25 protein-coding genes are annotated in these 25,744 nt (G+C 75.3%); 14 read left to right on the top strand and 11 right to left on the bottom strand.

Translation table 11 applies throughout. The features are described from left to right. Positions 1-99 precede the first annotated feature (99 nt). From qcrB to ctaE, 4 genes are all read right to left on the bottom strand, one after another. Complete coding sequence (gene qcrB, locus ACWIX6_RS14865; RefSeq protein WP_448613207.1) at positions 100-1,833, bottom strand: cytochrome bc1 complex cytochrome b subunit; 1,734 nt, start codon at positions 1,831-1,833, stop codon at positions 100-102. Further along, entirely contained in the window at positions 1,833-2,948 is a 1,116-nt protein-coding gene (gene qcrA, locus ACWIX6_RS14860) for a cytochrome bc1 complex Rieske iron-sulfur subunit (protein ID WP_448613206.1), read from the bottom strand. The genes qcrB and qcrA overlap by 1 nt, the downstream gene beginning before the upstream one ends. A gap of 73 nt (positions 2,949-3,021) precedes the next feature. Continuing rightward, on the bottom strand, positions 3,022-3,906 hold the full coding sequence (gene qcrC, locus ACWIX6_RS14855) for a cytochrome bc1 complex diheme cytochrome c subunit (protein WP_448613205.1): 885 nt from the start codon (positions 3,904-3,906) through the stop codon (positions 3,022-3,024). Positions 3,907-3,913: 7 nt separating this feature from the next. Beyond that, a complete protein-coding gene (gene ctaE, locus ACWIX6_RS14850; protein ID WP_448613204.1) occupies positions 3,914-4,528 on the bottom strand; it encodes an aa3-type cytochrome oxidase subunit III in 615 nt (204 codons plus the stop codon). A gap of 146 nt (positions 4,529-4,674) precedes the next feature. On the opposite strand from ctaE, the gene ACWIX6_RS14845 reads away from it, so the two are divergent. Continuing rightward, positions 4,675-5,106, top strand: a complete 432-nt coding sequence (locus tag ACWIX6_RS14845) for a hypothetical protein (RefSeq protein ID WP_448613203.1) — start codon at positions 4,675-4,677, stop codon at positions 5,104-5,106. Between the two features lie 3 nt (positions 5,107-5,109). Further along, positions 5,110-6,162, top strand: coding sequence for an anthranilate phosphoribosyltransferase (gene trpD, locus ACWIX6_RS14840; protein WP_448613202.1), 1,053 nt, complete (start codon positions 5,110-5,112; stop codon positions 6,160-6,162). Positions 6,163-6,183: 21 nt separating this feature from the next. Here trpD and ACWIX6_RS14835 read toward each other — a convergent pair whose 3' ends face one another. Next, a complete protein-coding gene (locus tag ACWIX6_RS14835; RefSeq protein WP_448613201.1) occupies positions 6,184-6,471 on the bottom strand; it encodes an Lrp/AsnC family transcriptional regulator in 288 nt (95 codons plus the stop codon). Further along, positions 6,468-8,372, bottom strand: coding sequence for a DEDD exonuclease domain-containing protein (locus ACWIX6_RS14830; RefSeq protein WP_448613200.1), 1,905 nt, complete (start codon positions 8,370-8,372; stop codon positions 6,468-6,470). The genes ACWIX6_RS14835 and ACWIX6_RS14830 overlap by 4 nt, the downstream gene beginning before the upstream one ends. Before the next feature lie 143 nt (positions 8,373-8,515). On the opposite strand from ACWIX6_RS14830, the gene ACWIX6_RS14825 reads away from it, so the two are divergent. From ACWIX6_RS14825 to ACWIX6_RS14810, 4 genes are all read left to right on the top strand, one after another. Then, on the top strand, positions 8,516-8,917 hold the full coding sequence (locus ACWIX6_RS14825; RefSeq protein WP_448613199.1) for a hypothetical protein: 402 nt from the start codon (positions 8,516-8,518) through the stop codon (positions 8,915-8,917). A gap of 239 nt (positions 8,918-9,156) precedes the next feature. Beyond that, the gene (locus ACWIX6_RS14820; protein ID WP_448613198.1) at positions 9,157-10,293 is read left to right on the top strand and encodes a C40 family peptidase; all 1,137 of its coding nucleotides are present in this window, start codon (positions 9,157-9,159) and stop codon (positions 10,291-10,293) included. A gap of 105 nt (positions 10,294-10,398) precedes the next feature. Beyond that, a complete protein-coding gene (locus ACWIX6_RS14815) occupies positions 10,399-11,664 on the top strand; it encodes a M48 family metallopeptidase (protein WP_448613197.1) in 1,266 nt (421 codons plus the stop codon). Next, positions 11,661-12,788 carry a glycosyltransferase family 4 protein gene (locus tag ACWIX6_RS14810; RefSeq protein WP_448613196.1) on the top strand — a complete coding sequence of 376 codons (1,128 nt, stop codon included), beginning with the start codon at positions 11,661-11,663 and terminating at the stop codon, positions 12,786-12,788. Before ACWIX6_RS14815 ends, ACWIX6_RS14810 begins: the two co-directional genes overlap by 4 nt. Here the strand turns inward: ACWIX6_RS14810 and ACWIX6_RS14805 are convergent. Beyond that, on the bottom strand, positions 12,785-14,578 hold the full coding sequence (locus tag ACWIX6_RS14805) for an AMP-dependent synthetase/ligase (protein WP_448613195.1): 1,794 nt from the start codon (positions 14,576-14,578) through the stop codon (positions 12,785-12,787). The genes ACWIX6_RS14810 and ACWIX6_RS14805 overlap by 4 nt on opposite strands. A gap of 177 nt (positions 14,579-14,755) precedes the next feature. Here ACWIX6_RS14805 and ACWIX6_RS14800 point away from each other — a divergent pair, with 177 nt between their 5' ends. Genes ACWIX6_RS14800 through ACWIX6_RS14785 form a run of 4 tightly spaced genes read left to right on the top strand, consistent with a single transcriptional unit; the run spans position 14,756 to position 17,761 of the window. After that, on the top strand, positions 14,756-15,187 hold the full coding sequence (locus tag ACWIX6_RS14800; RefSeq protein ID WP_448613194.1) for an SRPBCC family protein: 432 nt from the start codon (positions 14,756-14,758) through the stop codon (positions 15,185-15,187). 2 nt (positions 15,188-15,189) lie between these two features. Further along, complete coding sequence (locus ACWIX6_RS14795) at positions 15,190-16,347, top strand: ArsA family ATPase (RefSeq protein WP_448613193.1); 1,158 nt, start codon at positions 15,190-15,192, stop codon at positions 16,345-16,347. Next, positions 16,344-16,751, top strand: coding sequence for a hypothetical protein (locus ACWIX6_RS14790; protein ID WP_448613192.1), 408 nt, complete (start codon positions 16,344-16,346; stop codon positions 16,749-16,751). Before ACWIX6_RS14795 ends, ACWIX6_RS14790 begins: the two co-directional genes overlap by 4 nt. After that, entirely contained in the window at positions 16,748-17,761 is a 1,014-nt protein-coding gene (locus ACWIX6_RS14785) for an ROK family glucokinase (RefSeq protein WP_448613191.1), read from the top strand. Before ACWIX6_RS14790 ends, ACWIX6_RS14785 begins: the two co-directional genes overlap by 4 nt. A gap of 120 nt (positions 17,762-17,881) precedes the next feature. Here the strand turns inward: ACWIX6_RS14785 and ACWIX6_RS14780 are convergent, their stop codons facing one another. Genes ACWIX6_RS14780 through ACWIX6_RS14770 form a run of 3 tightly spaced genes read right to left on the bottom strand, consistent with a single transcriptional unit; the run spans position 17,882 to position 20,625 of the window. Then, on the bottom strand, positions 17,882-19,117 hold the full coding sequence (locus ACWIX6_RS14780; RefSeq protein WP_448613190.1) for an ornithine cyclodeaminase: 1,236 nt from the start codon (positions 19,115-19,117) through the stop codon (positions 17,882-17,884). A gap of 33 nt (positions 19,118-19,150) precedes the next feature. Further along, positions 19,151-19,843, bottom strand: a complete 693-nt coding sequence (locus tag ACWIX6_RS14775) for a hypothetical protein (protein WP_448613189.1) — start codon at positions 19,841-19,843, stop codon at positions 19,151-19,153. After that, positions 19,840-20,625: an alpha/beta hydrolase gene (locus tag ACWIX6_RS14770; RefSeq protein ID WP_448613188.1), complete on the bottom strand. Its 786-nt coding sequence runs from the start codon at positions 20,623-20,625 to the stop codon at positions 19,840-19,842. Before ACWIX6_RS14770 ends, ACWIX6_RS14775 begins: the two co-directional genes overlap by 4 nt. Positions 20,626-20,714: 89 nt before the next feature. Here ACWIX6_RS14770 and ACWIX6_RS14765 point away from each other — a divergent pair, with 89 nt between their 5' ends. The 3 genes from ACWIX6_RS14765 (at position 20,715) to ACWIX6_RS14755 (ending at position 23,481) form a co-directional block, all read left to right on the top strand. After that, positions 20,715-21,488, top strand: a complete 774-nt coding sequence (locus tag ACWIX6_RS14765) for a lysophospholipid acyltransferase family protein (protein WP_448613187.1) — start codon at positions 20,715-20,717, stop codon at positions 21,486-21,488. A gap of 137 nt (positions 21,489-21,625) precedes the next feature. Continuing rightward, positions 21,626-22,915 carry a cation:proton antiporter gene (locus ACWIX6_RS14760; protein WP_448613186.1) on the top strand — a complete coding sequence of 430 codons (1,290 nt, stop codon included), beginning with the start codon at positions 21,626-21,628 and terminating at the stop codon, positions 22,913-22,915. 74 nt (positions 22,916-22,989) lie between these two features. Next, positions 22,990-23,481: a polyadenylate-specific 3'-exoribonuclease AS gene (locus ACWIX6_RS14755; RefSeq protein ID WP_448613185.1), complete on the top strand. Its 492-nt coding sequence runs from the start codon at positions 22,990-22,992 to the stop codon at positions 23,479-23,481. A 100-nt stretch (positions 23,482-23,581) separates the two neighbouring features. Here the strand turns inward: ACWIX6_RS14755 and ACWIX6_RS14750 are convergent, their stop codons facing one another. Then, entirely contained in the window at positions 23,582-24,508 is a 927-nt protein-coding gene (locus tag ACWIX6_RS14750) for an NAD(P)H-binding protein (RefSeq protein ID WP_448613184.1), read from the bottom strand. A gap of 91 nt (positions 24,509-24,599) precedes the next feature. Here ACWIX6_RS14750 and ACWIX6_RS14745 point away from each other — a divergent pair, with 91 nt between their 5' ends. Next, a complete protein-coding gene (locus ACWIX6_RS14745) occupies positions 24,600-25,625 on the top strand; it encodes an ATP-dependent 6-phosphofructokinase (protein ID WP_448613183.1) in 1,026 nt (341 codons plus the stop codon). Positions 25,626-25,744: the final 119 nt, after the last annotated feature.

Here is a 25,744-nt window from a genome sequence, read left to right as displayed (position 1 = left end):
CCGGCGGGGATCCGCCGGGGCCCTCTGATCAGCCTCTCTCAGGCCCCTGTGCCGGGTCCCGCCGCGAGCGTGCGTGCGGTGGGGGCAGGGGGGCCTTCCTCAGCCGCGCGGGTCCTGCGGGCGCCCGCCGTCGGAGGGGCGACCGCCCTCGGAGGGACGACCACCCTCGGAGGGACGGCCACCCTCGGAGGGACGGCCACCCTCGGAGGGACGGCCGGAGCCGGTGAGCTCCCGCCGCGAGGACTCCGCGGACTCGAGCCCGCGCGCCTCCTGCTCGGCCTCCGCCTGGACGGCGGCCGGCTCCTCGATGGGGGAGAAGAAGCCCTTGATCGCGCGGCGGGCGCCGCCGACCTGGTTCATCTTCTTGGGCACCGAGGCACCGCCGTAGGCAAGCTGGCCGTGGCCGTGCTCGTCCACCGGACCGAGCGGCTGGTGCACCTCGATGAACTCCCCGTGGGGGAGCCGCCGGATGACACCGGTCTCGATGCCGTGCTCGAGCACCTCACGGTCGTGCCGCTCCAGGCCCAGGCACAGCCGGTAGGTCAGCGCGTAGGCGATCGGCGGGAACACGATCATGCCGATCCGGCCGAACCAGGTCATCGCGTTCAGGCTGACGTCGAACTTGTCCGCGATGAGGTCGTTGCCCCCGGAGATGAACAGCACGATGTAGAACGTCAGCGCCATGGCGCCCAGCGAGGTGCGCACCGGGACGTCGCGGGGCCGCTGCAGCAGGTGGTGCGAGGCGCTGTCGCCGGTGAGCCAGCGCTCGATGACCGGGTACAGCGCGAGCGCCGTGAACATCAGGCCGGGGATGACGACCGTCGCCCAGAACACCGGCGACACGTGGTAGCCCCACAGCACGATCTCCCACGGCGGGAAGAGCCGGGCCGAGCCGTCGAGGAAGCCGATGTACCAGTCCGGCTGCGAACCCGCCGAGACCTGCGCCGGGTTGTAGGGACCGAACAGCCAGATGGGGTTGATCTGCACCAGGCCGCCCAGCGCGGCACACACGGCGAACACCACGAACAGCAGCGCCGTCGCCTTGCCGGCGAAGGTCGGGAAGAGCCGGTGGCCGACCACGTTGTGCTCGGTCCGCCCCGCCCCGGGGAACTGGGTGTGCTTCTGCTTCACCAGGATCAGCAGGTGCAGGGCGATCAGCGCCAGCAGGATCGCCGGGATGATCAGCACGTGCAGGATGTAGAGCCGGCCGATGATCAGCGTGCCGGGGAAGTCCCCGCCGAAGGCCAGGAAGTAGATCCACGTCCCGACCACCGGGATGGAGAGGAACACCGCGGAGAAGATCCGCAGGCCCGTACCCGACAGCAGGTCGTCGGGGAGGGTGTAGCCGGCGAAGCCCTCGAGCAGGGCCAGCACCAGCAGGCCGACGCCGATGAACCAGTTGGTCTCGCGCGGCCGGCGGAAGGCGCCGGTGAAGAAGATGCGCAGCAGGTGGATGACGATGGCGGCCACGAACAGCAGCGCCGCCCAGTGGTGCAGCTGCCGGATGAACAGCCCGCCGCGGACGTCGAAGGCCAGGTCCAGCGTCGACTCGTACGCCCGCGACATCTCCACGCCGCGCAGCGGGGTGTAGGAGCCGTCGTAGGTGACCTCGGTCAGCGAGGTGTCGTAGAAGAAGGTCAGGTAGGTGCCCGACAGCAGCAGGATGACGAACGAGTAGAGCGCGATCTCCCCGAGCAGGAACGACCAGTGGTCGGGGAAGACCTTGTTGAGGGTGCGGCGCAGCGGCCCCGCGACGATCAGGCGGTCGTCCACCTCCAGGGCGGCCGCGCCGAGCTTCGTCTTCGGCCGACCTGGCGCAGTGCTGGTCGCCATCAGCTGACTCTCCCTATGTTCCAGTACGACGGGCCGATCGGTTCGGGGAAGTCCCCTCGGGCGACGAAGTAGCCCTCGTCGTCCACGGTGATCGGCAGCTGGGGGAGCGGCCGAACGGCCGGCCCGAAGACCGGCTTCGCGAACTGCGTCACGTCGAACTGCGACTGGTGACACGGGCAGAGGATCCTGCTCGTCTCCTGCTCGTACAGGGACACCGGGCAGCCTGCGTGGGTGCAGATCTTCGAGTATGCGACGTAATCGCCGTAGCCGTAGTCCTCCTGGCCCTCACGCTGGACCAGCTGGGGGATCTGCGCAGGTCGGAGGCGGATCAGCATGAGAGGGGAGTCAGCGGAGAAGTTGCCCCCGGGGACGGCGGGGAAGACCGTGGCCAGGGAGCCGGGCTGCTGGTCGCCGGGGCGGACGGGGGTGCCGTCCTCCCGGACCAGGCGGACGCCCTCGGCCCACAGCGTGGTGCCCAGGGGGTTGCCGGTGTTCGGGTTCTTGATCAGGCCGCCGAGCGGCGCCAGCAGCATGGCCCCGAACGCGGCACCCATCAGGCCGATCGAACCCGTCAGCGCCTTGCGGCGGGTGAGACCGGAGTTCTTCAGGCCGCCCAGCAGGGTCGCCGACGTGGTGACGCGGTCGAAGTTCGACCCGTCGTGCTTGTCCTGGACGGCGGTCTCGTGCGGCAGCAGCTTCTTGACGAACAGCACCAGGGCGATGCCGATGGACAGCAGCGACAGGCCCATCGTGGCGCCCAGCAGCGGCGTGAACAGCGCGCTCCAGCCGGTGTCGTCGGGCTCCCACTGCCAGTCCGGCAGGAACCAGCCCGAGCCGGCGTAGACCACCAGGAAGGCCAGCGCGGACAGTGCGGCCAGCAGGAACCAGAAGGTCACCAGCCGGGTGGCCTGCTTCTCCACCTTGGTGCCGGGTTCCGGGCCGGGCTCGACGTGCAGGATCTCGACGCCGTCGTACCGGGCGCCGAGCCGGTCGAGCTCGACGGCGTCCATCGCCGCCAGCTGCTCGGGCGTGTGGTCCTCGTCCGGTCCGCCGTGCAGCGGGCCGGGCTCGTCCGCACCGCCGGAGGAGCCCGGGCGGTGGTCGGTCGTGGTCACGCGTCCTCCTGGCTGGCGCTGGTCGCCCGGCTGTGCGGGCCTGCGGTGTCCGTCCGTGCGCTCACGAGCCTGGTCACGGGGCCTTGGTCCCCATCCAGAAGATCCCGAAGAGCAGGGCGCCCACGCCGACGGTCCAGATGACCAGACCCTCGGCCACCGGGCCGACACGGCCCACGCCGGCGCCGCCGGGGTCGGCCTGGGTCTTGATGGTCTGCACGTAGTTGATGATGGCGCGCTTCTCGTCCGGGGTGAGCTGGTTGTCACCGAAGACCGGCATGTTCTCCGGGCCGGAGAGCATCGCGGTGTAGATCGTCATGTCGTTGGCGTCCATCAGCGAGGGCGCCCGCTTGCCCGAGGACAGCGCCCCGCCCATGCCGGTGAAGTTGTGGCACTGCGCGCAGTTGAGCCGGAACAGCTCGCCGCCCTCGGCGATGTCGCCGTCGCGCAGGTCGCCCGAGGGGAGCGTCGGGCCGCCGCCGTTCTCCTGGACGTAGGCCATCAGCTGGTCGATCTCCTCATCGGAGAACAACGGCGGACGCTCGGCGGCCTGGGCCTCCTGGCGGACCAGCGGCATGCGCCCGGTGTGCACCTGGAAGTACACCGCCGCCTCGCCGACTCCGATGAGCGAGGGGCCGCGGCCCTCGACGCCCTCGAGGTTGGACCCGTGGCAGGTGATGCAGCTGCGGACGTAGAGCTCCCGGCCGGCCTCGACCGCGGTGGAGGCGCTGCCGGTCGAGTCGTCGGCGGCGTTGGCGCCCGGGGCCAGGGCCGAGTAGCCCACCCCCGTCAGCACCAGCGCGGCCATGAGGCCGGCGACGTTGGCCATCCGGCGGCGCAGCTTGGAGCGCCGCCGGGCGAGGGCCGCGGCGGCCGGGGAACCGGCGGCCGGACGGCGTCCCAGCAGGCCGCGACGGCCTTCCGCGGAGGAGGACTCGGACGGGGAGTGCTGAGTGGACACCGGTTCCCTAGCGGATCAGGTAGATCGTGGCGAAGAGCCCGACCCACACGACGTCGACGAAGTGCCAGTAGTAGGAGACCACGATCGCCGAGGTCGCCTGCGCTGGCGTGAACCGGCCCATGGTGGACCGGATGAGCACGAACACGAAGGCCACGAGGCCGCCGATGACGTGCAGCGCGTGGAAGCCGGTGGTCAGGTAGAACACCGAGCCGTAGGCCGACGAGGCCATCGTCGTCCCGTGCTCGGTGACCAGCACCCGGTACTCGTTGGCCTGGGCCAGGACGAAGATGAGGCCCATCACGAAGGTGATGGTGAACCAGCGCCGGAGCCCGTAGACGTTCCCGGTCTCGGCCGCGAAGACACCGATCTGGCAGGTGACCGAGGAGGCCACCAGGATCAGCGTGAAGACCGTGGCGTACGGCAGGTTCAGCTCGGTCGGCTCCGGTGGCCAGCCGTCGGTCGCGCGGGAACGCGCGGTGAAGTACATGGCGAACAGCCCGGCGAAGAACATCAGCTCACTGGCGAGCCAGACGATCGTGCCGACGCTGACCATGTTCGGTCGGGTCAGGGAGTGCACCCGCGAGGTGTCGAAGGTGCTGCTCGCCACGGGGGCCGTTGTCACGGGCTCATCATGGCATCGGGACAGCCCTCCCACGACGTGGGGTGGGTGGGCGTGCCGCCGCCCCGCGCGGCGCGGCACGGCGCGCCGACGTGGGGGAGCGCGGCGCGCCGACGGGAGGTCGGGTGCCGGGCACTAGGCTCGCCCGCGTGAGCGACGCCGCCGTACCGGCCACCGTGCTGGTCTTCAGCCAGCGGCCCGAGGTCCGTGCCGCCGTCCGCACCGCCCTGGGCCGGTCCCCTGCCGCCGACGTGGGGCCGCTGACCTACGTCGAGTGCGCCAGCGGCGACGAGGTCGTCGCCGCGGTGGACGCCGGCGGCATCGACCTCTGCGTGCTGGACGGGGAGGCGCAGCCGACCGGTGGCATGGGCATCAGCCGGCAGTTGAAGGACGAGATCGCCGACTGCCCGGCCCTGGTCGTGCTGATCGCCCGGCAGGCCGACCGCTGGCTGGCCCACTGGTCGATGGCCGACGCCTCGCTGGCCTATCCGATCGACCCGCTGACCGCCGCGGACGTCGTGGCCGGGCTGCTGCGCGACCGGGCGGCCCGGCGCCCCGCCCGCCGTCCCGTCGGCGGCTGACCGGTGGGCACCCCCGGCCCGACCTGGTCGGGTCTGCTCACGCGCCTGCTCCGGCGCGAGGACCTCAGCGCCGAGGACACCCGCTGGGCGATGCGGCAGGTGATGACGGGGGAGGCCACGCCCGTCCAGGTGGCCGGCTTCATCGTGGCGCTGCGCGCCAAGGGGGAGTCCCCCGAGGAGGTGGCGGGCCTGGCGGCCACCATGGTCGACCAGGCGACCCCGGTGCAGCTGCCGGTGGACTGCGTCGACGTGGTGGGCACCGGCGGCGACGGCGCACACACGGTGAACATCTCCACGATGGCGGCGATCGTCACCGCCGCGGCGGGGGTGCCGGTCGCCAAGCACGGCAACCGGGCCGCGTCCTCGGCGTGCGGGACGGCCGACGTCCTGGAGGCCCTCGGGGTGGTGATCGACCTCCCGGCACCGGCTGTGGCGCAGTGCGTCCGGGACGCCGGGATCGGCTTCTTCTTCGCCCCGGTCTTCCACCCGGGCATGCGGCACGCCGCGGTGCCGCGCCGGGAGCTGGCGATCGGCACGGTGTTCAACTTCCTGGGGCCGCTGACCAACCCGGCGCGGCCGGTGGCCGGCGCGATCGGGTGCGCGGACTCCCGGATGGCCCCGGTGCTGGCGGCCGTCCTGGCCGCGCGCGGCTCCCGGGCCCTGGTGTTCCGGGGGGACGACGGGCTCGACGAGCTGACCACCACGACGACGTCCTCGGTCTGGGTGGTGCGCGACGGCGAGGTGGTCGCCGAGCGGCTGGACCCGACGGCGCTGGGTGTCCCGGTGTCCGAGCCCGGGGCGCTGCGCGGCGGCGGGCCCGACGTCAACGCCGAGGTGGTCCGCCGGCTGGTCGCCGGGGAGCCGGGGCCGGTGCGGGACGCGGTGCTGCTCAACGCCGCCGGCGCCCTGGCGGCCTTCGACGGGCGCGCCGCCCGGCTGCACGACGGTCTCGCGGCGGGGCTGGAGCGGGCGGCCGCCGCCGTGGACGACGGCCGCGCCGCGGCCAAGCTCGAGCAGTGGATCCAGGTCAGCCAGGCGGCGCGAGCCCAGACCTGACGGCTCTGCCGCGGTCCTTCCTCAGTCGGCGGACTCGAAGCCGATCGAGAAGGCCGCCTCGAGGTCGTGCCGCGAGTAGGCGCGGAAGGCAACGTGGGTGGCGGTGTCGCGCACCCCGGGCACCTTGTTGATCCGCCCGGCCACCACGGTGGCGATGTCCTCGAACTCGTGCACCCGCACGAGGGCGACCAGGTCCACGTCGCCGGCGACCGAGTAGACCTCGCTGACGCCGGGCAGGTCGGCGACGGCCTCGGCGACCTCACCGATCGAGTCGGTGGCGGCGTCGATCATCACGATGGCGGTGATCACGCCCGGGATGCTAGTCGCGGCGCCGCCCGGCCGTGTCGTTCCGGCGTCCGCGCCGCCGCGCCGGGGACGACCCGGTCGGGCTGGGCCCGGGTGCGCAGCGGCCGGGTGTCGGCGAAGGGGTCGCGGCCGGACCGGCCGGCCTCCACGCGGGCCAGGAACGCGGTGAACGCGCCGGTGCCCGGTGTCCGGCTGGCCAGCGTCCCGGTGAGGTCGACGAGCCGGGTGCCCGGCTTCTCGAGCCAGCGCAGCACCAGCTCCGCCTCGTCCACCGACGCGGCCAGCTCGCCGTCCGGGCCGGTCGGGGTCTCCGCCGTGGCCCGCAGGTCGGCCAGGTGGCCGCGCACCGACCGGCCCCGCTCGGCCACCCCGGCGGCGACCAGCCGGCCGCGGCGGACGACGGACAGCTGCCAGCCGCCGGCGCCGTCGGGGCGGGCCAGCACGAGCTCGGGGACGGTGGCCAGCGACTCCAGCCGCTGCCGGCGGCGCACGGCCCGGACCAGCACCGCGGTGCGGTCGCGCAGGACCGCGGCGTCCTCGTAGCGTCCCTCGGCGGCCAGCCGCTGTACCCGGTCCAGCAGCGGGGACACCACCGCGCGCGGGTCGTGCTCGACCACCGTGCGGAACACCGCCACGACCTCGGCGTAGCCCTCCCGGCTCTGCGCGCCGGTGCAGGGGGCGCCGCAGCGGCCCATGTCGGCCAGCGCGCAGGCGCTGCCCGAGGCGGTGAGGGTCAGCCGGGTGGTGCACTGGCGCAGCGGCAGGGACTCGTGCACCGCCGCCATGGCCGCGTCGGCGGCCCGGCGGTCGGGGAAGGGCCCGAGGAACACCCCCGCCCCGGGACGGACCCGGCGGACCACCGACAGCCGGGGGAACGGCTCGTCGGTGAGGCGCACCCACAGCGCGCGTTCGGGGAACCGGGACCGGCGGTTGTACCGCGGCTTGTGCTCGGCGATCAGCCGCAGCTCGCGGACCGACGCCTCCAGGTCGTGGGCGCAGGGCAGCGCCTCGATGCGTTCGGCGAGCCGGACCATCTCCGTCATCCGGCTGCGCTGCTCGCCGGCGGTGAAGTAGCTGCGCACCCGGGCGCGCAGGTCGGTGGACGTGCCCACGTACAGCGGCTCGTCGCGGGGGCCGCGGAAGACGTAGACACCGGGGCCGCTGGGCACGTGCGCCGCCAGGTGCCGCTTGCGCCGCCGCTGCGGGTCGACCTGGCGGGTGAGGCCGCTCAGCTCCTCCAGCGAGGTGACCCCGAGCGGTCCGAGGCGCTCGAAGAGCCCGTGCAGCACGTCGACGGTGGCGCGGGCGTCGGCCAGGGCCCGGTGGCAGGGCTCGGTCGCGGCGCGGAAGAACGGCGCCAGGGTGCCCAGCTTGCAGTTGGGCACCTCGTCGCGGGTGAGCAGGCGCCGAGCGAGGACGGCGGTGTCCACCGAGGCGAACGCCGGCCAGGCGATCCCCGAGCCCTCGCACGCGGCCCGGAGGAAGCCCAGGTCGAAGGGGGCGTTGTGGGCCACCAGGACCGCGCCCCGGGCGAACTCCAGGAAGGCCGGCAGCACCGCGTCGACCCGCGGGGCGGCGGCGACCATCATCGAGGTGATCCCGGTGAGCACGCTGATGTAGGGCGGGATCTCCCGGCCCGGGTCGACGAGGGTCTGGAACTCGCCGAGGACCTCGCCGGCCCGGACCTTCACCGCGCCGATCTCGGTGATGGCGCTGTCCTTCGGCGATCCGCCGGTGGTCTCGAGGTCGACCACGACGAACGTGACGTCGGCCAGCGGGGTGCCCAGGTCGTCGATGGTCGCCTGCTCGAAGCGCACCAGCGCCCCGGGGGAGGCGGTGTCCGGGGGGAGCGGGGGGAGCGTCCCGGGCGTCGGCACGGACGACGGGAGGTGGGGCGGTGGCACGGGTCGGACGCTAGGTCGGGGGTCCGACATCTCCCCGGACGCCACGCCGCCGGGGGCGGCGGCCCGCGGCGGCGGGCAGAACTGTCGGTGGTCCCTCCTACCGTCCGAAGGCGTTGGACCACTGGAGAGAGAGGAGAGCCGGCGTGCTCATCGACTGCGACACCTGCACCGTCCGCGGAGAGGGCTGCGCCGACTGCGTCGTCACCGTCCTGCTGGGTGCCCCACCGGGCTGGCAGGACGGCGGCGGGCCCACCGTCGTGCCCCTGACCCGACGACCCCGTCACGAGGCCGCGGTCGGCGACGCCGGCGGGGCCGGCGGCGCGGCCGACACGCCGCACCCGCCCGGCCGCGCTGCCGGCCGGTGTGAGGTGGGCCACGTTGACACCGACGCGGTGGTGTCCCGGCCGCTCGTCGAACTGGACGACGTGGAGCGGCGGGCGGTGCGGGCACTGGCAGATTTCGGGCTGGTTCCGCCGTTGCGCCATCAGGATGCTGCAGGCCCCGATGTGACGGGTGGGGCGGGCGGGAAGCGCCACGTGAGCTGACGAATGGCACCGTTGTGATTTGTCAGGTGTGGTGCCTGATCGGGTGTTTGCCGGGGCTGTGTCTCGGTCCGATCACGCACCTACTGTCTCCTCGTCCGGGAGAGTGGTCGTCACCGCACAGAGGGTGACCTCCTTCGGACACCGCCGAACGAGCCGGCACGTCCCGCCGGCTGGGACCGGGCACTGCGGTGCCGTGTGCGTCCGGCGGTCGACGAGGACGAAACGGAGCCCGGCTGACCGTGGCGAACCCCCAGCTGCCCGTCCGCACCACCAGGTCTGCGTCCCGGCCGGTCCCGGTGGTCCACCGACGCCGGCCCGCCGGCCGGTTCCGGACGGCCGTCCTGCTGGCGGCCGCGACCGGCATCGGACTGGCGCTGCTGCCCGGGACGGCGGGTGCGACGCCGCAGCCCCCGGCCACCGAGGCCAGCACACCGGAGGAGGCCACCCGGCTGGTCACCGAGGCCGACCACGAGCTGGAGACCGTCTCGGAGCAGGCGAACGAGGCCCGGGTCGTCCTCGGGGAGCAGCAGGCCGCCGCCGCTGCCGCCGGCGAGGCCCTGACCGCCGCGCAGGCGCAGCGGGCCGCGCTCGACGCCCAGATGCGGCAGGTCGCCCGCAGTGCCTTCACCGGGCAGAACCTCTCCCGGTTCAACGCGCTGATGACCAGCGACTCGGCCGAGGACTTCCTCGCCCAGGTCGGCACGCTGGACGCCATCGCCGGCCACACCGACGACGTCCTCGCGCAGGTGAGCGCCGCCGCGGCCACCGCCGAGCAGGCCAAGGCCGCCGCCGACGCCGCCGCGGGCACCGCGCAGCAGACCCTGGACGAGGTCACCGCCCGGCAGGCGGAACTGCAGGGACGGATCGCCGACTACCAGGCGCAGTACGCCGCGCTGACCGCCGCGCAGCAGGAGCAGGTCAACCGTGCGCACGCCGGGACGGCGCTGCCCGCCCCCGGGCAGGAGCGGGCCCCCGGCAACGCGCGCGCGGTCGCGCCGCCCACCGGGCCGGTCACGGCGCCCAGCGCGGCGGCCCAGGCGGCGGTGGACACCGCCCTGGCCCAGATCGGCGACCCCTACGTCTGGGCCGCCGGCGGGCCGGACGCCTTCGACTGCTCGGGCCTGACCCAGTACGCCTACGCCGCCGCCGGCGTCCGGCTGCCGCACTCCAGCGCGGCGCAGTCCCGGATGGGCACCGCGGTGTCCCGCAGCGACCTGCAGCCCGGTGACCTGGTCTTCTTCCGCAGCCCGGTGAGCCACGTCGGCATGTACATCGGCGGCGGGCGGATGGTGCACGCGGCGACCTTCGGCGTGCCGGTGCAGATCACCGGGGTCGACATGGCCGGCTACGCCGGAGCCCGCCGCTACGTGGGCTGACCCCGCACCGGCTCTCCCGGGGGCCGCCGCCCGGCCGGGCGGCGGCCCCGTTCTCGTCCGGGTCTGCCCAGGGAACCGCCAGCCGGTCGGCCTAAGCTCGCCCGCGTGAGCGCCCGACGCCTCGCCCTCCTGGTGGCGTCCCTGCTCGGCGCCGCGGTCCTCGTGGTCATCGTCGTGGTGACGCCCGGGGAGCTCATCCCCACCCCGCCCGGCGGCCGGACGCCGGTGGACCCGTCGGCCACCTTCTCCCCGGCCGAGGTGGCCCGGGCGCAGTCCTTCGCGGCGGCGCTGCGCCCGGCGTCGCTGGTCTCGCTGCTGCTGGGGCTGGTCGTCTCGGCCCTCCTCGGACTGACCCGCGCCGGCGCGGCGGTCACCCGCGCGGTGGCCCGGCCGCTGGGCGGCGGATGGGCCTGGCAGGCGCTGCTCGGCGCGGTCGCGCTAGTGCTGATCGGGCGGCTGGCCACGCTGCCGCTGGCGGCCTACGGGGAGGTGGTCCGGCACCGCTACGGGCTGTCCACGCGCAGCTGGGGGCTGTGGGCGCGGGACGTGGCCACCTCCACCGCCATCTCCGCGGGGGTGACCGCCCTCGTCGTGCTGGCCCTGGTGGCGCTCGCCCGGCGGGCGCCCCGGTCCTGGTGGGCATGGGCGGCGGGCGGGGTGGCGGCGCTCGTGGTGGCCGGGTCGTTCCTGTACCCGCTGCTGGTCGAGCCGGCCTTCAACCGCTTCGAGCCGATGCCGCCCGGTCCGCTGCGCACCGAGCTGCTCGCCCTCGCCGAGCGCAGCGGCACCCCGGTGGACGACGTCCTGGTCGCCGACGCCAGCCGGCGGACCACCCGGCTCAACGCCTACGTGTCCGGGTTCGGCTCCTCACGGCGGATCGTCGTCTACGACACGCTGCTGGACCGGCTGCCCGACGACCAGGTCGAGTCGATCGTCGCCCACGAGCTCGGGCACGTGGCAGGCGACGACGTGCTCACCGGCACCCTGGTCGGCGCCCTGGGCTCGGCGGCCGGGGTGGCGCTGCTGGGCTGGCTGCTCGGCTGGCCGCCGCTGCTGCGCCGGGCCGGTGCCGACTCCGCCGGCGACCCCCGGGTGGTCGGCCTGCTGCTCTTCCTCGTCGCGGCGGGCACCGTGCTGTCCACCCCGGTGCAGGACGGCGTCTCCCGGCGGGTGGAGGCGCGCGCCGACCTGCACGCCCTCGACCTCACCCGGGACCCGCAGGCCTTCGCCGACGTGCAGCGCGCGCTGGGCGTGGCCAACCTGTCCGACCCCGACCCGCCCGCGCTGTGGCAGTGGTACTTCGGCACGCATCCGACCACCGCGCAGCGCATCGCCTTCGCCTCCGACTGGGCCCGGGCCGACGACCGGTGAACCGCACGCTGGTGGTCACCAACGACTTCCCGCCCCGGCAGGGCGGCATCCAGACCTTCGTCGCCGCGCTGCTCGCCCGCCGGCCGCCGGACTCGCTGGTGGTGCTCGCCTCCGACCACCCCGGAGCGGCCGCGTACGACGCGGCGCTGCCCTACCCGGTGGTGCGCGCGCCCACCGGCATGCTGCTGCCCACCCCGGCGGCGGCCCGCACCGCCGCCGCGCTGGCCCGCGAGCACGGCTGCCGGACGGCGTTCTTCGGCGCCGCCGCCCCGCTGGGGCTGCTCGCGCCGGGCCTGCGCCGGGCCGGGGTCGAGCACCTGGTGGGCGCCACCCACGGGCACGAGACCGGCTGGGTGGCGCTGCCCGGCGCCCGGTCGGTGATGCGCCGCATCGCCGCGGGCCTGGACGTGCTGACCTACATCAGCGAGTACACGCACGAGAGGCTGGCCCCGACGCTGGCCGACCGGGTGACGATGGCCCAGCTCTCCCCGGGGGTGGACGTCGAGGCCTTCACTCCGCACGCCGACGGGACCGCCGTCCGGGAGCGGTACGGGCTGGGCGACGCGCCGGTGGTCGCCTGCGTCTCCCGGCTGGTGCCGCGCAAGGGACAGGACGTCCTGGTCGCCGGCTGGCCGCGGGTGCTCGCCCGGCACCCCGGCGCCCGGCTGCTGCTGGTCGGCGGCGGGCCGGCCGAGGCGTTCCTGCGGAAGGCGGTCGCCGCCCGGGGACTCCAGCACTCCGTCGTCCTCACCGGCGGGGTCCCGGCGGCGGAGCTGCCGGCGCACTACGCGGCCGGCGACGTGTTCGCCATGCCCTGCCGCACCCGGCGGGGCGGCCTGGACGTCGAGGGGCTCGGCATGGTCTACCTGGAGGCCGCCGCCTGCGGGAAGCCGGTGCTGGCCGGCACCTCCGGCGGGGCGCCGGAGACGGTGCGCGAGGGGGTGACCGGGCACGTGGTCGACCCGCGCTCCCCGGACGCCGTGGCCGACGTGCTCACCGGGCTGCTCGACGACCCGGCCCGCGCCCGGGCGATGGGCGCGGCGGGCCGCCGGTGGGTCGAGGAACGCTGGTCCTGGGCGACGATCGCCCAGTCGTTCGACCGCCTCCTGCGCCCGGCGGGCTAGCCGCCGTAGAGGGCCTCGACCTCGTCGCCGTACTCCTTCATCACCACGGCCCGCTTGAGCTTCAGGCTGGGCGTGAGGGTGCCGTTCGCCTCGGTGAAGTCGACGGCGAGCACGCGGATCTTCTTGATCGCCTCGGCGTGCGAGACGGCCTTGTTCGCCTCGGCCACCGCGCCGTCGAGCTCGGCCAGCAGCTCCGGGTCCTCCCGCAGCTGCTCGGCGGTCAGCGACTCGTCCCTGCCCTTGGAGCGCAGCCAGGCGGGCAGCGCGTCGGCGTCCAGGGTGACCAGCGCGGCGATGAACGGCCGCTGGTCGCCGACGACCATGCACTGGCTGACCAGCTTGTGGGCGCGCAGCCGGTCCTCGAGCACGGCCGGGGCGACGTTCTTGCCCGCGGCCGTCACCAGGATCTCCTTCTTGCGGCCGGTGATCCGCAGGAAGCCCTGCGGGTCGAGCTCGCCGAGGTCGCCGGTGTGGAACCAGCCGTGCTCGTCGATCGCCTCGCGGGTGGCCTGCTCGTTGTGCCAGTAGCCGCGCATCACGATCCCGCCGCGCAGCAGCACCTCGCCGTCGTCGGCGATCGCGGTGTCCACGCCGGGCAGCGGGCGACCGACCGTGCCGATCCGCAGCGCCGCGTCGTGGTTGACCGCGGCGGCAGCGGTGGTCTCGGTCAGGCCGTAGCCCTCGAAGACGGTGACGCCGATGCCGCGGAAGAAGTGGCCCAGCCGCTCGCCCAGCGGGGCCCCGCCGGAGATGGCGCCGGCACAGCGCCCGCCCAGGGCCGCGCGCAGCTTGCCGTAGACCAGCCGGTCGAACAGCGCGTGCTGCAGCCGCAGCCCGATCCCCGGACCGCCGTCGTCCTGCGCGCGGGACCAGTCGACGGCGACCTGCGCGGCCCGGTCGAAGACCTTCCCCTTGCCGTCGCCCTCGGCCTTGACCTTGGCGCCGTTGTAGACCTTCTCGAACACCCGGGGGACGGCGAGCACGAACGTGGGCTGGAAGCGACCGAGGTCGGTGACCAGGTCCTTGATGTCGGCGGTGTGGCCGATGACGGTGCGCGTGTAGATGGCGCCGACCTGCATCACCCGGGCCAGCACGTGGGCCAGCGGGATGAACAGCAGCAGTGAGCCCTCGGCGTTCATGAACCGGGTCAGCAGGCCCATCCCGTTGCGGATCTCGAACAGGAAGTTGGCGTGGGTGAGCTCGCAGCCCTTGGGCCGGCCCGTGGTGCCGCTGGTGTAGATCAGCGTGGCCAGGCTGTCGGCGGACAGCGTCGCCCGGCGCGCGGCCAGCTCGCTGTCGGGGACCTCGGCCCCCGCGGTGGTCAGCGACTCCAGGGCGCCGTCCTCGATCGTCCACACCGACCGGAGCTCGGGCGCCTGGTCGCGGACGGCGTCCACCGACGCCGCGTGCTCGGGGCGCTCCACGATGATCGCGCGGGCGCCCGAGTCGGCGAGGATCCAGGCGATCTGGTCCGGGCTCGAGGTCTCGTACACCGGGACGACGACGGCGCCGGCGGTCCAGATGGCGAAGTCCAGGACGGTCCACTCGTACCGCGTGGTGGCCAGCAGGGCGACCCGGTCACCGGCCTGCACCCCGCCGGCGACCAGTCCCTTGGCGACCCCGGCGACCTCTGCCGCGAACTCGGCGTGGGTCACGTCGGTCCAGCGGCCGTCGCGCTGGACCCTCAGCCCCACGTCTCCCGGGTGCTCGGCCGCGTTGCGGGTGACCATGTCGGTCAGGGCCTCGTCGGCTCCCACGGTCGCCGTGGGGGGAACGCTCAGCTCGCGCACGCCGGTCCTCTCTGTCCTGCCCGACCGGGGGCGCCGTCGCCCTCCAGCCCCGGGCGCGGGGTCCGCGGCCGAATCTAACCCCGCCGGTGGGCGGTGAGGAGGCGACGTCCCCCTGTCGGGGGCCCCCGCCCCGCGCAGCGGCGGGAGCCCCCCGGCTCAGCGACTACCCTGCCGCCCATGGCCGACCAGTCCACCCAGTCGATCGTCGTCGACGCGCCCGCGGCCGAGGTGATGGCCGTGATCGCCGACTTCCCGGCCTATCCGCAGTGGGTCGCGGCGGCCCGGACGGTCGAGGTGCTGGAGTCCGGCCCCGACGGGCGGGCCCGCCGCGTGCACTTCGTCATCGAGCAGGCGGCGGTCAAGGACGACTACGTCCTGGAGTACACCTGGGACGGCGACAGGCGGGTCAGCTGGACGCTGGTCCAGGGCCAGATGCAGAAGAGCCAGGAGGGCTCCTACGTGCTGCGCGACCTCGGCGGGTCGACCGAGGTCACCTACGCGATCACCATCGACCTGGCGATCCCGATGCTCGGGCTCATCAAGCGCAGGGCGGAGAAGGTCATCCTCGACACCGCCCTCAGGGAGCTCAAGAAGCGCGTCGAGGGCTGATCGTGCAGATCCTCCTCGTCACCGGGCCCGGGGGCGCCGGCTCCTCCACGGTGGCCGCCGCCACCGCCCTGCGGCTGGCCGACGCCGGTGCCCGCTGCGTGCTGCTCACCACCCGGCGGCCGGCGGTCGCCGGGCTGGACGCGGCCGTCCGGGTGGACGCGGTGGAGCCGCAGCGGGCGGTCGAGCAGGTGTGGGGCCGGCACGCCGACGCGCTGACCGGGCTGCTGCCGGTGCTCACCGTCCCGCCGGCCAGCTCGGTGGTCGCCGTGCCCGGCGTTCCCGAGTTCGGCCTGCTGGCCGCGCTGGCCGGGCACGCCGCGTCGGGCGCGACCGACGCCGTGGTGCTCGACGCCGGTCCGCTCGCCGCGGCGTCGGCCCTGCTGTCCCTGCCCGGGGCGCTGCGCTGGTGGCTGGCGCAGGTCGCGCCCCCGAGGGTGCGGGTGCTGGCCACCCTGCGCGCCGCCGTCGTCCCCGGGCGGCCCGGAGGGGTGTCGGCGGCGCTGGCCGCGATCGGCGCCGTCGAGGACCTGCTGGACCGGGTGCCGCTGACCGACCCGGAGCGGACGGCGGTGCACGTGGTGCTGCGCCCCGAGCCCGGCGCCGCGAGCGACCTCCGCGCGACCGCCACGGGGCTGGCCGTGCTGGGGCAGCAGGTGGCCTCGCTGACCGTCGGCCGGGTGCTGCCCGACGGTGCCGGGGAGTGGGCCCGGCGACGCACGACCCTGCAGCGCGCGGCGGTGGCCGAGCTGCGGCAGCTGGTCGGGTCCACGGCCGAGGTCCGGGAGGTCGCGGAGGCGGCCGTGCCGCCGGCCGACCTGGCCGCGCTGCGCGCGCTGGACGCCGCCGTGCCCGCGGTCGCCGCCCCGGCGCTCGTGCCCCCCGCGCCGCGGCGGGACGGCGGCGAGTGGCTGCTGTCGGTCCCGCTGCCGTTCGCCGCGCGCGGCGAGGTCGAGCTGACCCGGTGGTCCGACGACCTGGTGGTGACCGCCGCCGGGCAGCGCCGCTCGGTGCCGCTGGACCCGCTGCTGCGCCGCTGCACCGTCGCCGGGGGCGCGCTGAGCCGGCCCGGCACCGCCGCGGCCACCCTGGACGTCCGCTTCGTCCCCGACCCGGCGCTGTGGCCGGCCGGGCTGCTGCAGGCCGAGGGGAGCGCCGCATGACCGGCCCGGGACCCGACTGGGTCGAGCAGGCCCGCCGGTTCGTGGTGGGCTCCGGCCTGGCCGACGCGCTCAGCGGGGTCGCCCGCCCCGAGGGCGCAGCCTCCGGGCCCGACGGGGGAGCTGCGGGCGCTGCCGCGGACCATGCCGCGGACTGCCGGTGGTGCCCGGTCTGCGCCGGCCTGGCCGCACTGCGCGGCCGTCGTCCCGACCTGGTGGAGGGGCTCGCCGACGTGCTGACCGCGGCGGCCGACGCCCTGCGCACGCACGCTGCCTCGACCACCGCCGCCGCGGCCCCCGCCCCCGAGGGGAGCGCGCCCGCGGAGGAGGACACGGGTCCGGCGGCCGGCCCGGTCGCCGTGGAGGGCCCGCCGCCGGCCCCCGTGCAGCGGATCGACGTGGCATGAGCGGCTCGCCGACCCCGCCGGTCGCCGGCGCCGGGGCCGTCGCCCTGGCCGCGCTGGGCATCGACATCGGCGGCACCAAGGTGGCCGGCGGCGTCGTCGCGCCCGACGGCACCGTCCTCGACACCGCCCGCCGGGCGACGCCGGGACGATCGGTGGAGGCCACCGAGGACGCCATCGTCGCGGTGGTGGACGAGCTCGCCGCCCGGTACGGCGAGCCGCTGGTGGGCGTCGGGGTCGGGGCGGCCGGCTGGTTCGACCGCACCGGCGACACGGTGCTGTTCAGCCCGCACCTGGCCTGGCGCAACCAGCCACTGCGCAAGGACCTCGGCGACCGGCTGCAGCGCCCGATGTGGGTGGGCAACGACGCCGACGCCGCTGCCTGGGCGGAGTACCGCTACGGCGCCGCCCGCGGCAGCGACCTGACGCTGCTGATCACGCTCGGCACCGGGATCGGCGGCGGCATCGTGCTGGACGGCCGGCTGCAGCGCGGCGCCCACGGCGTGGCCGGGGAGTGGGGGCACATGCGGGTCGTCCCCGACGGCCGGCTGTGCGCCTGCGGCAACCGCGGCTGCTGGGAGCAGTACGCCAGCGGCAGGGCGCTCGGGCACACGGGCCAGGAGGTGGCCCGCTCCTCCCCGGCGGCCGCGGCCGACCTGCTCGAGCGGGTGGGCGGGGACCCCGACCGGATCACCGGCGAGGTGGTCGCCACCGCGGCCCGCGCCGGCGACCCGCTGGCCAACGAGCTGCTGGGCGACGTGGGCGCGTGGCTGGGCCAGGGCATCGCCGACCTGTCCGCCGTCCTGGACCCGGAGGTGGTCGTCATCGGTGGCGGGCTGAGCGTGCTCGGCGAGATGGTGCTCGCCCCGGCCCGGGAGCGGCTGGAGCGGGCGCTGCCCGGCCGCGGCTTCCGGCCGGGCCCGCGGGTGGTCGCCGCCCAGCTGGGCGCCCAGGCCGGCCTGGTGGGCGCAGCCGACCTGGTCCGCCGCGCGGTCGCCGAGCGCACCAGCTGACCCGCCGGACGGCGGGTGGACCGGCCGCGGGGCCCGGAGGGTCCCCGGGCGGGACACGGGCAGCGGCTCAGTGCCGGCCGGGAGGGCACCTGGTCGCGGTGTCGGCCGACAGGCCGACGGTCAGCACAGCTCGCGGGCCAGCTGCTCGAGGAAGAGGCCGATGTCGGTGACGATCCCCATCGCCTGCGCGCTGCCCCGGTCGGCCAGCTTGGTCACCGTCGCCGGGTTGATGTCCACGCAGACCAGCGGGATCGACGCCGGCAGGATGTTCCCGGTGGCGATGGAGTGCAGCATCGTGGCCACCATGATCGCGAAGCCGACCCCGGGGAGCTCGGCGCGCATCGCCCGCTGACCCTCGATGACGTCGGTGTACACGTCCGGCAGCGGGCCGTCGTCCCGCACCGACCCGACCAGCACGAAGGGCTTGCCCGCCTGCACCATCGCGTGCATGACCCCGCCGGTCAGCACGCCGGAGCCCACGGCCGCGGAGATCGACCCGGCCGCCCGGATGGTGTTGATGGCCCGGATGTGGTGCTCGTGCCCGTGCGGGACGCCGGAGCCCTTGGCCAGGTCCACCCCCAGCGAGGTGCCGAACAGCGCGGACTCGATGTCGTGCGTGGCCAGCGCGTTGCCGGCGAACAGGACGTCGACGTACCCGGCGCGGACCAGGCGCACCATCGCCGGCGCCGCGCCGGTGTGCACCACCGCCGGGCCGCCGACCCACAGCACCCGCCCCCCGGCCGCCTTCACCTCGCGCATCCGCTCGGCGATCTGCCGGACCAGCAGCGCCTGCGGCTTCTCGCTGGACACCGACGAGGACATGAACCCGAAGTCGTCCTCCTCCCCGCGCGGGGCCTGCGGCGGCAGCTCCACCCGCACGCCGGCGGCGCCGCAGACCACCGCGTCGCCGGCGCGCACGTCGCTGACCGGCACGGTGCGGACGACCGGTGTCCCGTCCTGCTCGGCCACGACCAGTCCGCAGTCCATCTCCGGCCGCTGCACCCGCAGCCACTCCCGGTCCAGCCGGACCAGGGTCTCCAGGTTGGTCGTGGAGTAGAAGTCCTCGGGGAAGACGCCGTCGGCCGGGGCGGGGCGGGTGGTCGCCGTCCCGGGGTCGACGGCGTTGGCGCCGTGCACCTGGACCCGCATCAGGATCCGTTCCAGCCGGTCGGACCCGTCGGCGCTGATCTCCACCAGCGCCCGGGACTCGTCCTCGTGCTGGCGGCCCAGGTCGAGGTGCTCGATCCGGTAGTCGCCGCCGTACTCGAGCACGTCGTCGAGCACCCGGGCGAGGATCCCGGTGTCCATCAGGTGTCCGGTCACGGTGACGACGGTGCGGTGGGGGAGCGCGCTCACCCGCCGCAGGCTAGTGGAGGACGCCCTCCCCCCTCAGACGACGGCGCCGTCGTCGCCGTCGTCGCTGCCGTCCCGCATCCGGGACACCAGCACGGCGGCCCCGCCGAGCACCGCCGCGGCGCCCAGCACGAAGCCGAGGTCGGGGGAGAGGCCGAGCGTGCCGGGCCGGACCATCAGCAGCAGCCCGGCGGCGACCAGCAACAGGGAGTAGAGCGTCGCCGGGGCCAGCACCGGCACGGGCGGCGGAGGCGGGGGCTCGAAGTGCTCCTGCGCGTCGAGGGCGTCCAGGACCGACGGCTCGGCCGGCGGGGGCGGCGGGTCGTCGCGCAGCTCCTCGCCCGGCCGGACGGTCGTCGGCCCGTGCTCGGCCTCGAAGGCGGCCACGATGCGGGCGAACTCGGCGTCCTCGTCCAGCGGGGTGCCCGCCGGCGGGGGAGTGGCCACCGGCTCGGGGAGCGAGTCGGCGTGCTGGGCGAGCAGCACCCGCGCCTCGCTGCGCCGGGTCCGGTCCACGAACAGCCGGTCCGACGGCGGGCTGGGGAGGAACACCGTGCGGGTGTAGGGGCCGACGTCCGCGGCGGGCTCGAGGTAGGCGGCGATGCCGGAAGCGGCCAGCAGGTCCAGCAGGTGTTCACCGACCCGCGGGTCGACGTCGCGCAGCGGTGACCACAGCGTGGCGTCCAGGCCGTTGTCGCGGCGGCCGCGCCCGCGGCGGGGGAGGGTCACGGCGCCTCGGCCGCGGGGGCGGCCGCCGGCACGCGGGCCCGGATCCACTCCACGGAGGTGGCGAACAACCTCGGGGCGTCGTTGTCCAGGGTGGCCACGTGGAAGCTGTCCGGGAGCAGCACCTCGGTCACGTCGGTGCTGGACACCCCGGCCAGCAGCACCCGGACCGAGGCCGGCTCGACCACGTGGTCGACGGTGCTGCGGAAGACCAGCAGCGGCGACCGCACCCGGCCGAGGTCGGCGCGCACCGTGGCCCACAGCCGCCGCAGGGCCAGGGCCGCGCGGGTGGGCAGCCGGTCGTAGGCCAGCTCGGCGGTGCCCGGCCGCTTGATGTCGCTGGCGATCGGCGCCCAGGCGGGGGTCAGCCGGGCGATCAGCGGCAGCAGCTTCGCGTCGCGGCGCTCGGTGAGCAGCGACGGGTTGACCAGCACCAGACCGGCGACGTCGTCCGGGCGCTCCTCGGCCAGCCGGAGCGCCAGCGTGCCGCCCATCGACAGGCCCGCGACCACGACCGCGCCGCACCGGGCGGCGAGGTCGTCCAGCGCGGCCGAGACGGCGGCGTACCACTCCTGCTCGGTGCTCCCGTTGGCGTCCTGCCAGCGGGTGCCGTGGCCGGGCAGCAGCGGGCAGCGGACGGTGAACCCGGCCGCGGCCAGGTGCTCACCCCAGGGCCGCATGCTCTGCGGCGTCCCGGTGAAGCCGTGGCACAACAGGACGCCGACCGGTCCGTCCCCGAGTTCGAACGGCTCCGCGCCGGGCATCACCGGAGTGGCCTGGCTCACCGCACCTCCACGGCGTCGGGGTGCGGCAGGGGAGGCGCGATTGTCGCGGGCGTGCGCACTTCCCTAGTCTGACAGTCCCTGAGGGAGGCGTGTTGTTCTACTGGTTCCTCAAGTACGTGGCGGTCGGGCCGCTCGTGCGGCTCGTGTACCGGCCGGAGGTCGAGGGCCGGGAGCACGTGCCGGCGACCGGTGCGGCCATCCTGGCGAGCAACCACCTGTCCGCGGCGGACTGGGTGTTCCTGCCGATGGCGGTGCGCCGGCGGGTGACCTTCCTGGCCAAGGCCGAGTACTTCACCGGCACCGGGGTGAAGGGCGCGCTGCAGCGGCTGTTCTTCGCCGGCAGCGGCCAGGTGCCCATCGACCGCAGCAGCGGGACGGCGGCCGAGGCCGCGATCCTCACCGGCATGCGGATCCTGCGGGAGGGCAAGCTGCTGGGCATCTACCCCGAGGGCACCCGGTCACCCGACGGCCGGCTGTTCCGGGGCAAGACCGGGGTGGCGCGGATGGCGCTGGAGACCGGCGTCCCCGTCGTCCCGCTGGCGATGGTGTACACCCCGCGCTCCCTGCCGCTGGTCGGCGACCTCGGCGGGCGGCTGCTCCGGGTGCACGTGCGGTTCGGCGAGCCGCTGGAGTTCTCCCGCTACGAGGGGCTGGCCGGCGACCGGTTCGTCGAGCGGTCGATCACCGACGAGATCATGTACGAGATCATGACCCTGTCCGGGCAGGAGTACGTCGACCTGTACGGCGCCAAGGTCAAGAAGTCGATGGACGCCACCGGCGCCAGCGCCGTCGAGGTCGTCGGCCAGCTGCAGCCCCCGCCGCAGGAGTCCGCCGACCGGCTGCCCAGCTCCCTCGCCGGCTGACCGCCGAGGGGCCCTCCGGCTGCTCCGCCACCTCGTGGACGGATCGGTTCCGGATGCCGAGGTGTCCGCGGCGTCCGTCGCGGGCAGACAGCACCGTGCACACCGACGACGTCCGCCCCGCCCCCCGGGCCTGACGGGTGGACCCCACCGGGCTGACCTACGCCATCGCCGGCGCCGCCGCGCTGCTGGCCGCCCTGCTGCCGCGGCTGCTGCTCCGCGCGCCGGTGAGCGAGCCGATGATCGTGGTGGCCATCGGCTTCGCGGTCTTCGCGCTCGCCGACGGGCTGCCCACCCCCGATCCCATTGAGCACGAGACCGTCGCGCTGCACCTCACCGAGGTCTGCGTCATCGTCTCCCTGCTCGGCGCGGGGCTCGCCCTGGACCGGCCGGTGGGGTGGCGGCGGTGGTCCTCGACGTGGCGGCTGCTGGGCATCACCATGCCGCTGGCCATCGCCGTGACCGCGCTGCTCGGCGGGTGGCTGCTCGGTCTGGGGGTGGCCGCCGCCGTCCTGCTGGGCGCCGCGCTCGCCCCGACCGACCCGGTGCTGGCGTCGGAGGTGCAGGTGGCCGAGCCGAGCGAGGACGTCGAGAGCGAGGACGAGGCCCGGTTCGCGCTGACGTCGGAGGCCGGCCTCAACGACGGGCTGGCCTTCCCCTTCACCTACGCCGCGATCGCCATGGTCACGGTCGGCGCCGCGCCGGCGAACTGGCTGGGGAAGTGGCTGCTGCTCGACGTGGTGTGGCGGATCGCCGCCGGCGTGGCGGTCGGCATCGCCGTGGGCTGGGTGCTGCGGCTGCTGTTCTTCTCCGAGGGGTCCCGGCGGGCCGGGCTGGCCGACCGGGCCGGCGGCTTCGTGGCGCTGGCCTCGGTCTTCCTGGCCTACGGGGTGGCCGAGCTGGCCGCCGGCTACGGGTTCATCGCGGTGTTCGTCTGCGCCTGCACCATCCGGGCCGGGGAGCGCTCGCACGGGCAGCACCAGGTGCTGCACACCTACGTCGAGCAGCTGGAGCGGCTGCTGACCGTGCTGGTGCTGGTGCTGCTCGGCGGCGCGGTGGCCCGGGGCGCGCTGGCCGACGTGGGCTGGGCGGAGGCCGCGCTCGCCGCCGCGGTCCTGCTCGTCGTCCGCCCGGTCACCGGGTGGCTGGCGCTGTCCGGCGGGCCGACCGGCGTCCGGGAGCGCGGGGTCATCTCGTTCTTCGGGGTCCGGGGGATCGGCTCGCTCTACTACGTCGCCTACGCCACCACCGAGGCGGACTTCCCCGGCCGCGAGGAGCTGTGGGCGGTGACCATCCTGGTCGTACTGGGGTCGGTCGTGCTGCACGGGGTGACCGCCACCCCGGTGATGGCCTGGCTGGACCGGCGCCGGGAGGCCACGGCCGCCGCGGTGCACGGATCCCCGGACAAGGCGCCGGTCACCCCGGTCTGACCGGCGCGGGCAGGGCCGGCCGGCCGGCGGCCCGGCGCGGTCGCGGCCGGGCGAGGGGTCCTACGGTGGGTGCGGTGAGCGTGCGGCGGTACTTCTACGACACCGAGTTCATCGAGGACGGGACCACGATCGACCTGGTCTCCATCGGGGTGGTGGACGAGACCGGGCGGGAGTTCTACGCCGTCAGCACCGAGTTCGACCCGGACCGGGCGATCCCGTGGGTGCGGCGCAACGTGCTCGAGCAGCTGCCACCGCCGTCGGACCGGGCCTGGCGCAGCCGGCAGCGGATCCGGGAGGACCTGCTGTCCTTCCTCACCGCACCCGGCGGGGAGATCGAGCTGTGGGCGTGGTTCGCCGCCTACGACCACGTGGCGCTGGCCCAGCTGTGGGGGGCGATGCCGGCGCTGCCGCGGCCGATCCCGCGCTTCACCCGGGAACTGCGCCAGCGCTGGGACGACGTCGGCCGCCCGGAGCTGCCGCCCAAGCCCAGCGGCACCCACGACGCGCTGGTCGACGCCCGCTACAATCTGCTCCGCTGGCAGGCGATGGGCGCCGCCGGCAGCTGACGCCGACGGCCCCGCCGGCACATCGTCGCGTCGGCGTGGCGGTCCAGGGCTCCGGCCGGCTGACCGACCTCGTCGGGATCACCCGTGTCGGGACGGCGGGTCAGCGCACCAGCCCCTGCCACAGCTCCGGGTGCTCGCGCAGCACGGTGGCCAGCGGCCGCGCCGGGGAGCCGGTCAGGGTCGGCACGACGTCGCTCACCGCGGCCAGCTCCCCGGCGGCGATCGCGGTGTAGCTGGACACCCAGCCCTCCACCTCCCAGTCCGGGGAGCCGGAGGGGCGCCGGGTGGCCCAGGCCTCCTCGACCGTCTGCGGGCGGTACGTCACCGGCCGGCCGCAGACCTCGGCCAGTATCGCGGCGGCCCGGGCCACCGTCAGCGCCTCCGGCCCGGTGACGTCCAGCGTCCGGCCCTCCAGCGTCCGGTCGTGCGGCGAGGCCTCGTGCAGGGCGCCGTCGTCGGCGCGCAGCACCGCCGCCGCCACGTCGGCGCAGTCGTCCCGGGCCACGAAGCTGGCCGCGCCGTCCCCGGCGGGTGCCGCGATGACCGCCTCGCCGTCGGACACGGTGGCGAAGAACGGCACGAAGTCCGCGTACATCGAGTGCCGCAGCGCCGTCCACCGGAGCCCGGACGCGGTCAGCCGCTCCTCGGTGGCGGCGTGGGTGCGGGCGAGGGTGAACGTCGCGTCGGGGGAGGCGCCGAGGAAGGACGTGTAGACCACGCGCTCGACCCCGGCGGCCGCCGCCGCGTCCACCGCGGTGAGGTGCTGGGCCAGCCGGTCCTCGGCCTCGGCGGCCGACACCAGGAACAGCGTGTGCGCACCGGCCAGCGCGGCGCCGAACCCCCGGCCGTCGGCGTACCCGCCGGGGACCTCGACCACCTCCGCGCCCGGCAGGTCCGGGGCGCGGCCGGCGTCCCGGACCACCAACCGGAGGACGACGTCGTCGTCGGCGGCCGTCGCGGCCAGCCTGGCGGCGACCCGGCCGCCGAGCGCGCCGGTCACCCCGGTGAGAGCGAGCACGCGGGTCATCCCTGAACTCCTGTCCGTTGGGCCATCATGTGCCGGTCGACCCGGTTCGCCGGTCACTGTCCTCCGGAGGCCCCATGCACCCGCAGCCGCCATGCGCATCGGCATCCTGACCGGCGGGGGCGACTGTCCCGGCCTCAACGCCGTCATCCGCGCGGTGGTGCGCAAGGCCACCGCCGAGCACGGCGACGAGGTGCTCGGCTTCCGGGACGGCTGGCGCGGGGTGCTCGACGGCGAGACCGTGCCGCTGGACGTCGCCGCCGTCCGCGGGCTGCTGCCCCGGGGCGGCACGGTGCTGGGCACCTCGCGGACCAACCCGTACGCCCTGGACGACGGCCCGCGGCGGGTGCTGGACAACTGCCGGCGGCTGGGCATCGACGCACTGGTCCCGGTGGGCGGCGAGGACACCCTGGGGGTGGCCAACCGGCTGTCCGAGGCGGGGCTGCGCTGCGTCGGGGTCCCGAAGACCATCGACAACGACCTGGACGCCACCGACTACACCTTCGGCTTCGACACCGCCGTCGGGGTGGCCACCGAGGCCATCGACCGGCTGCACACCACCGGGGACAGCCACCACCGCACCCTGGTGGTGGAGGTGATGGGACGGCACGCCGGGTGGATCGCGCTGCACGCCGGGATGGCCGGGGGAGCCACGGTCGTGCTGGTCCCCGAGCGGCCCTTCGACACCGACGCGGTGGTGGCGCACTGCCAGCACCGCTTCGACTCCGGCTTCTCCCCGATCGTGGTGGTGTCCGAGGGGGCCAGCCCGGCCGGCGCGCCGCTGACCACCACCACCGGGCAGCGGGACGCGTTCGGGCACGTCCGGCTGGGCGGCATCGGCGAGGCCCTGGCCCGGGTGATCGAGGAGCGCACCGGGCGGGAGTCGCGCGCGGTGGTGCTGGGCCACGTCCAGCGCGGGGGGACCCCGACGCCGTTCGACCGGGTGCTCGCGACCCGGTTCGGGCTGGCCGCGGTCGACGCCGTGCACGACGGCGCGTCGGGGGTGATGGTGGCCCTGCGCGGGACCGACGTGGTCCGGGTGCCGCTGGCCGAGGCGACCGCGCGGCTGAAGCTGGTGCCGCTGGAGCGCTACGCGGAGGTGGAGGTCTTCTTCGGCTGAGGAAGGACCCCTCGAAGGACCCGACTGCCCCCCACCACTCGCAGGCTCGCGGCGGGGCCCTGCAGCCGGGCCTGGCGCTCGGGGCGAGCCTCGGGACGGGGCCTCCGACGCCGTACGCT

Source organism: Modestobacter sp. URMC 112 (assembly GCF_053502575.1).
The sequence above is the reverse complement of the archived record's forward strand: the minus strand, read 5'-3'. Positions and strand labels throughout refer to the sequence as shown.

Bases quoted from the DNA above. Each gene is read 5' to 3' on its own strand.
- qcrB (WP_448613207.1), bottom strand. From the start codon at position 1,833: ATGGCGACCAGCACTGCGCCAGGTCGGCCGAAGACGAAGCTCGGCGCG.
- ACWIX6_RS14800 (WP_448613194.1), top strand. From the start codon at position 14,756: ATGGCCGACCAGTCCACCCAGTCGATCGTCGTCGACGCGCCCGCGGCC.
- ACWIX6_RS14790 (WP_448613192.1), top strand. From the start codon at position 16,344: ATGACCGGCCCGGGACCCGACTGGGTCGAGCAGGCCCGCCGGTTCGTG.
- ACWIX6_RS14785 (WP_448613191.1), top strand. From the start codon at position 16,748: ATGAGCGGCTCGCCGACCCCGCCGGTCGCCGGCGCCGGGGCCGTCGCC.
- ACWIX6_RS14750 (WP_448613184.1), bottom strand. From the start codon at position 24,508: ATGACCCGCGTGCTCGCTCTCACCGGGGTGACCGGCGCGCTCGGCGGC.
- ACWIX6_RS14745 (WP_448613183.1), top strand. From the start codon at position 24,600: ATGCGCATCGGCATCCTGACCGGCGGGGGCGACTGTCCCGGCCTCAAC.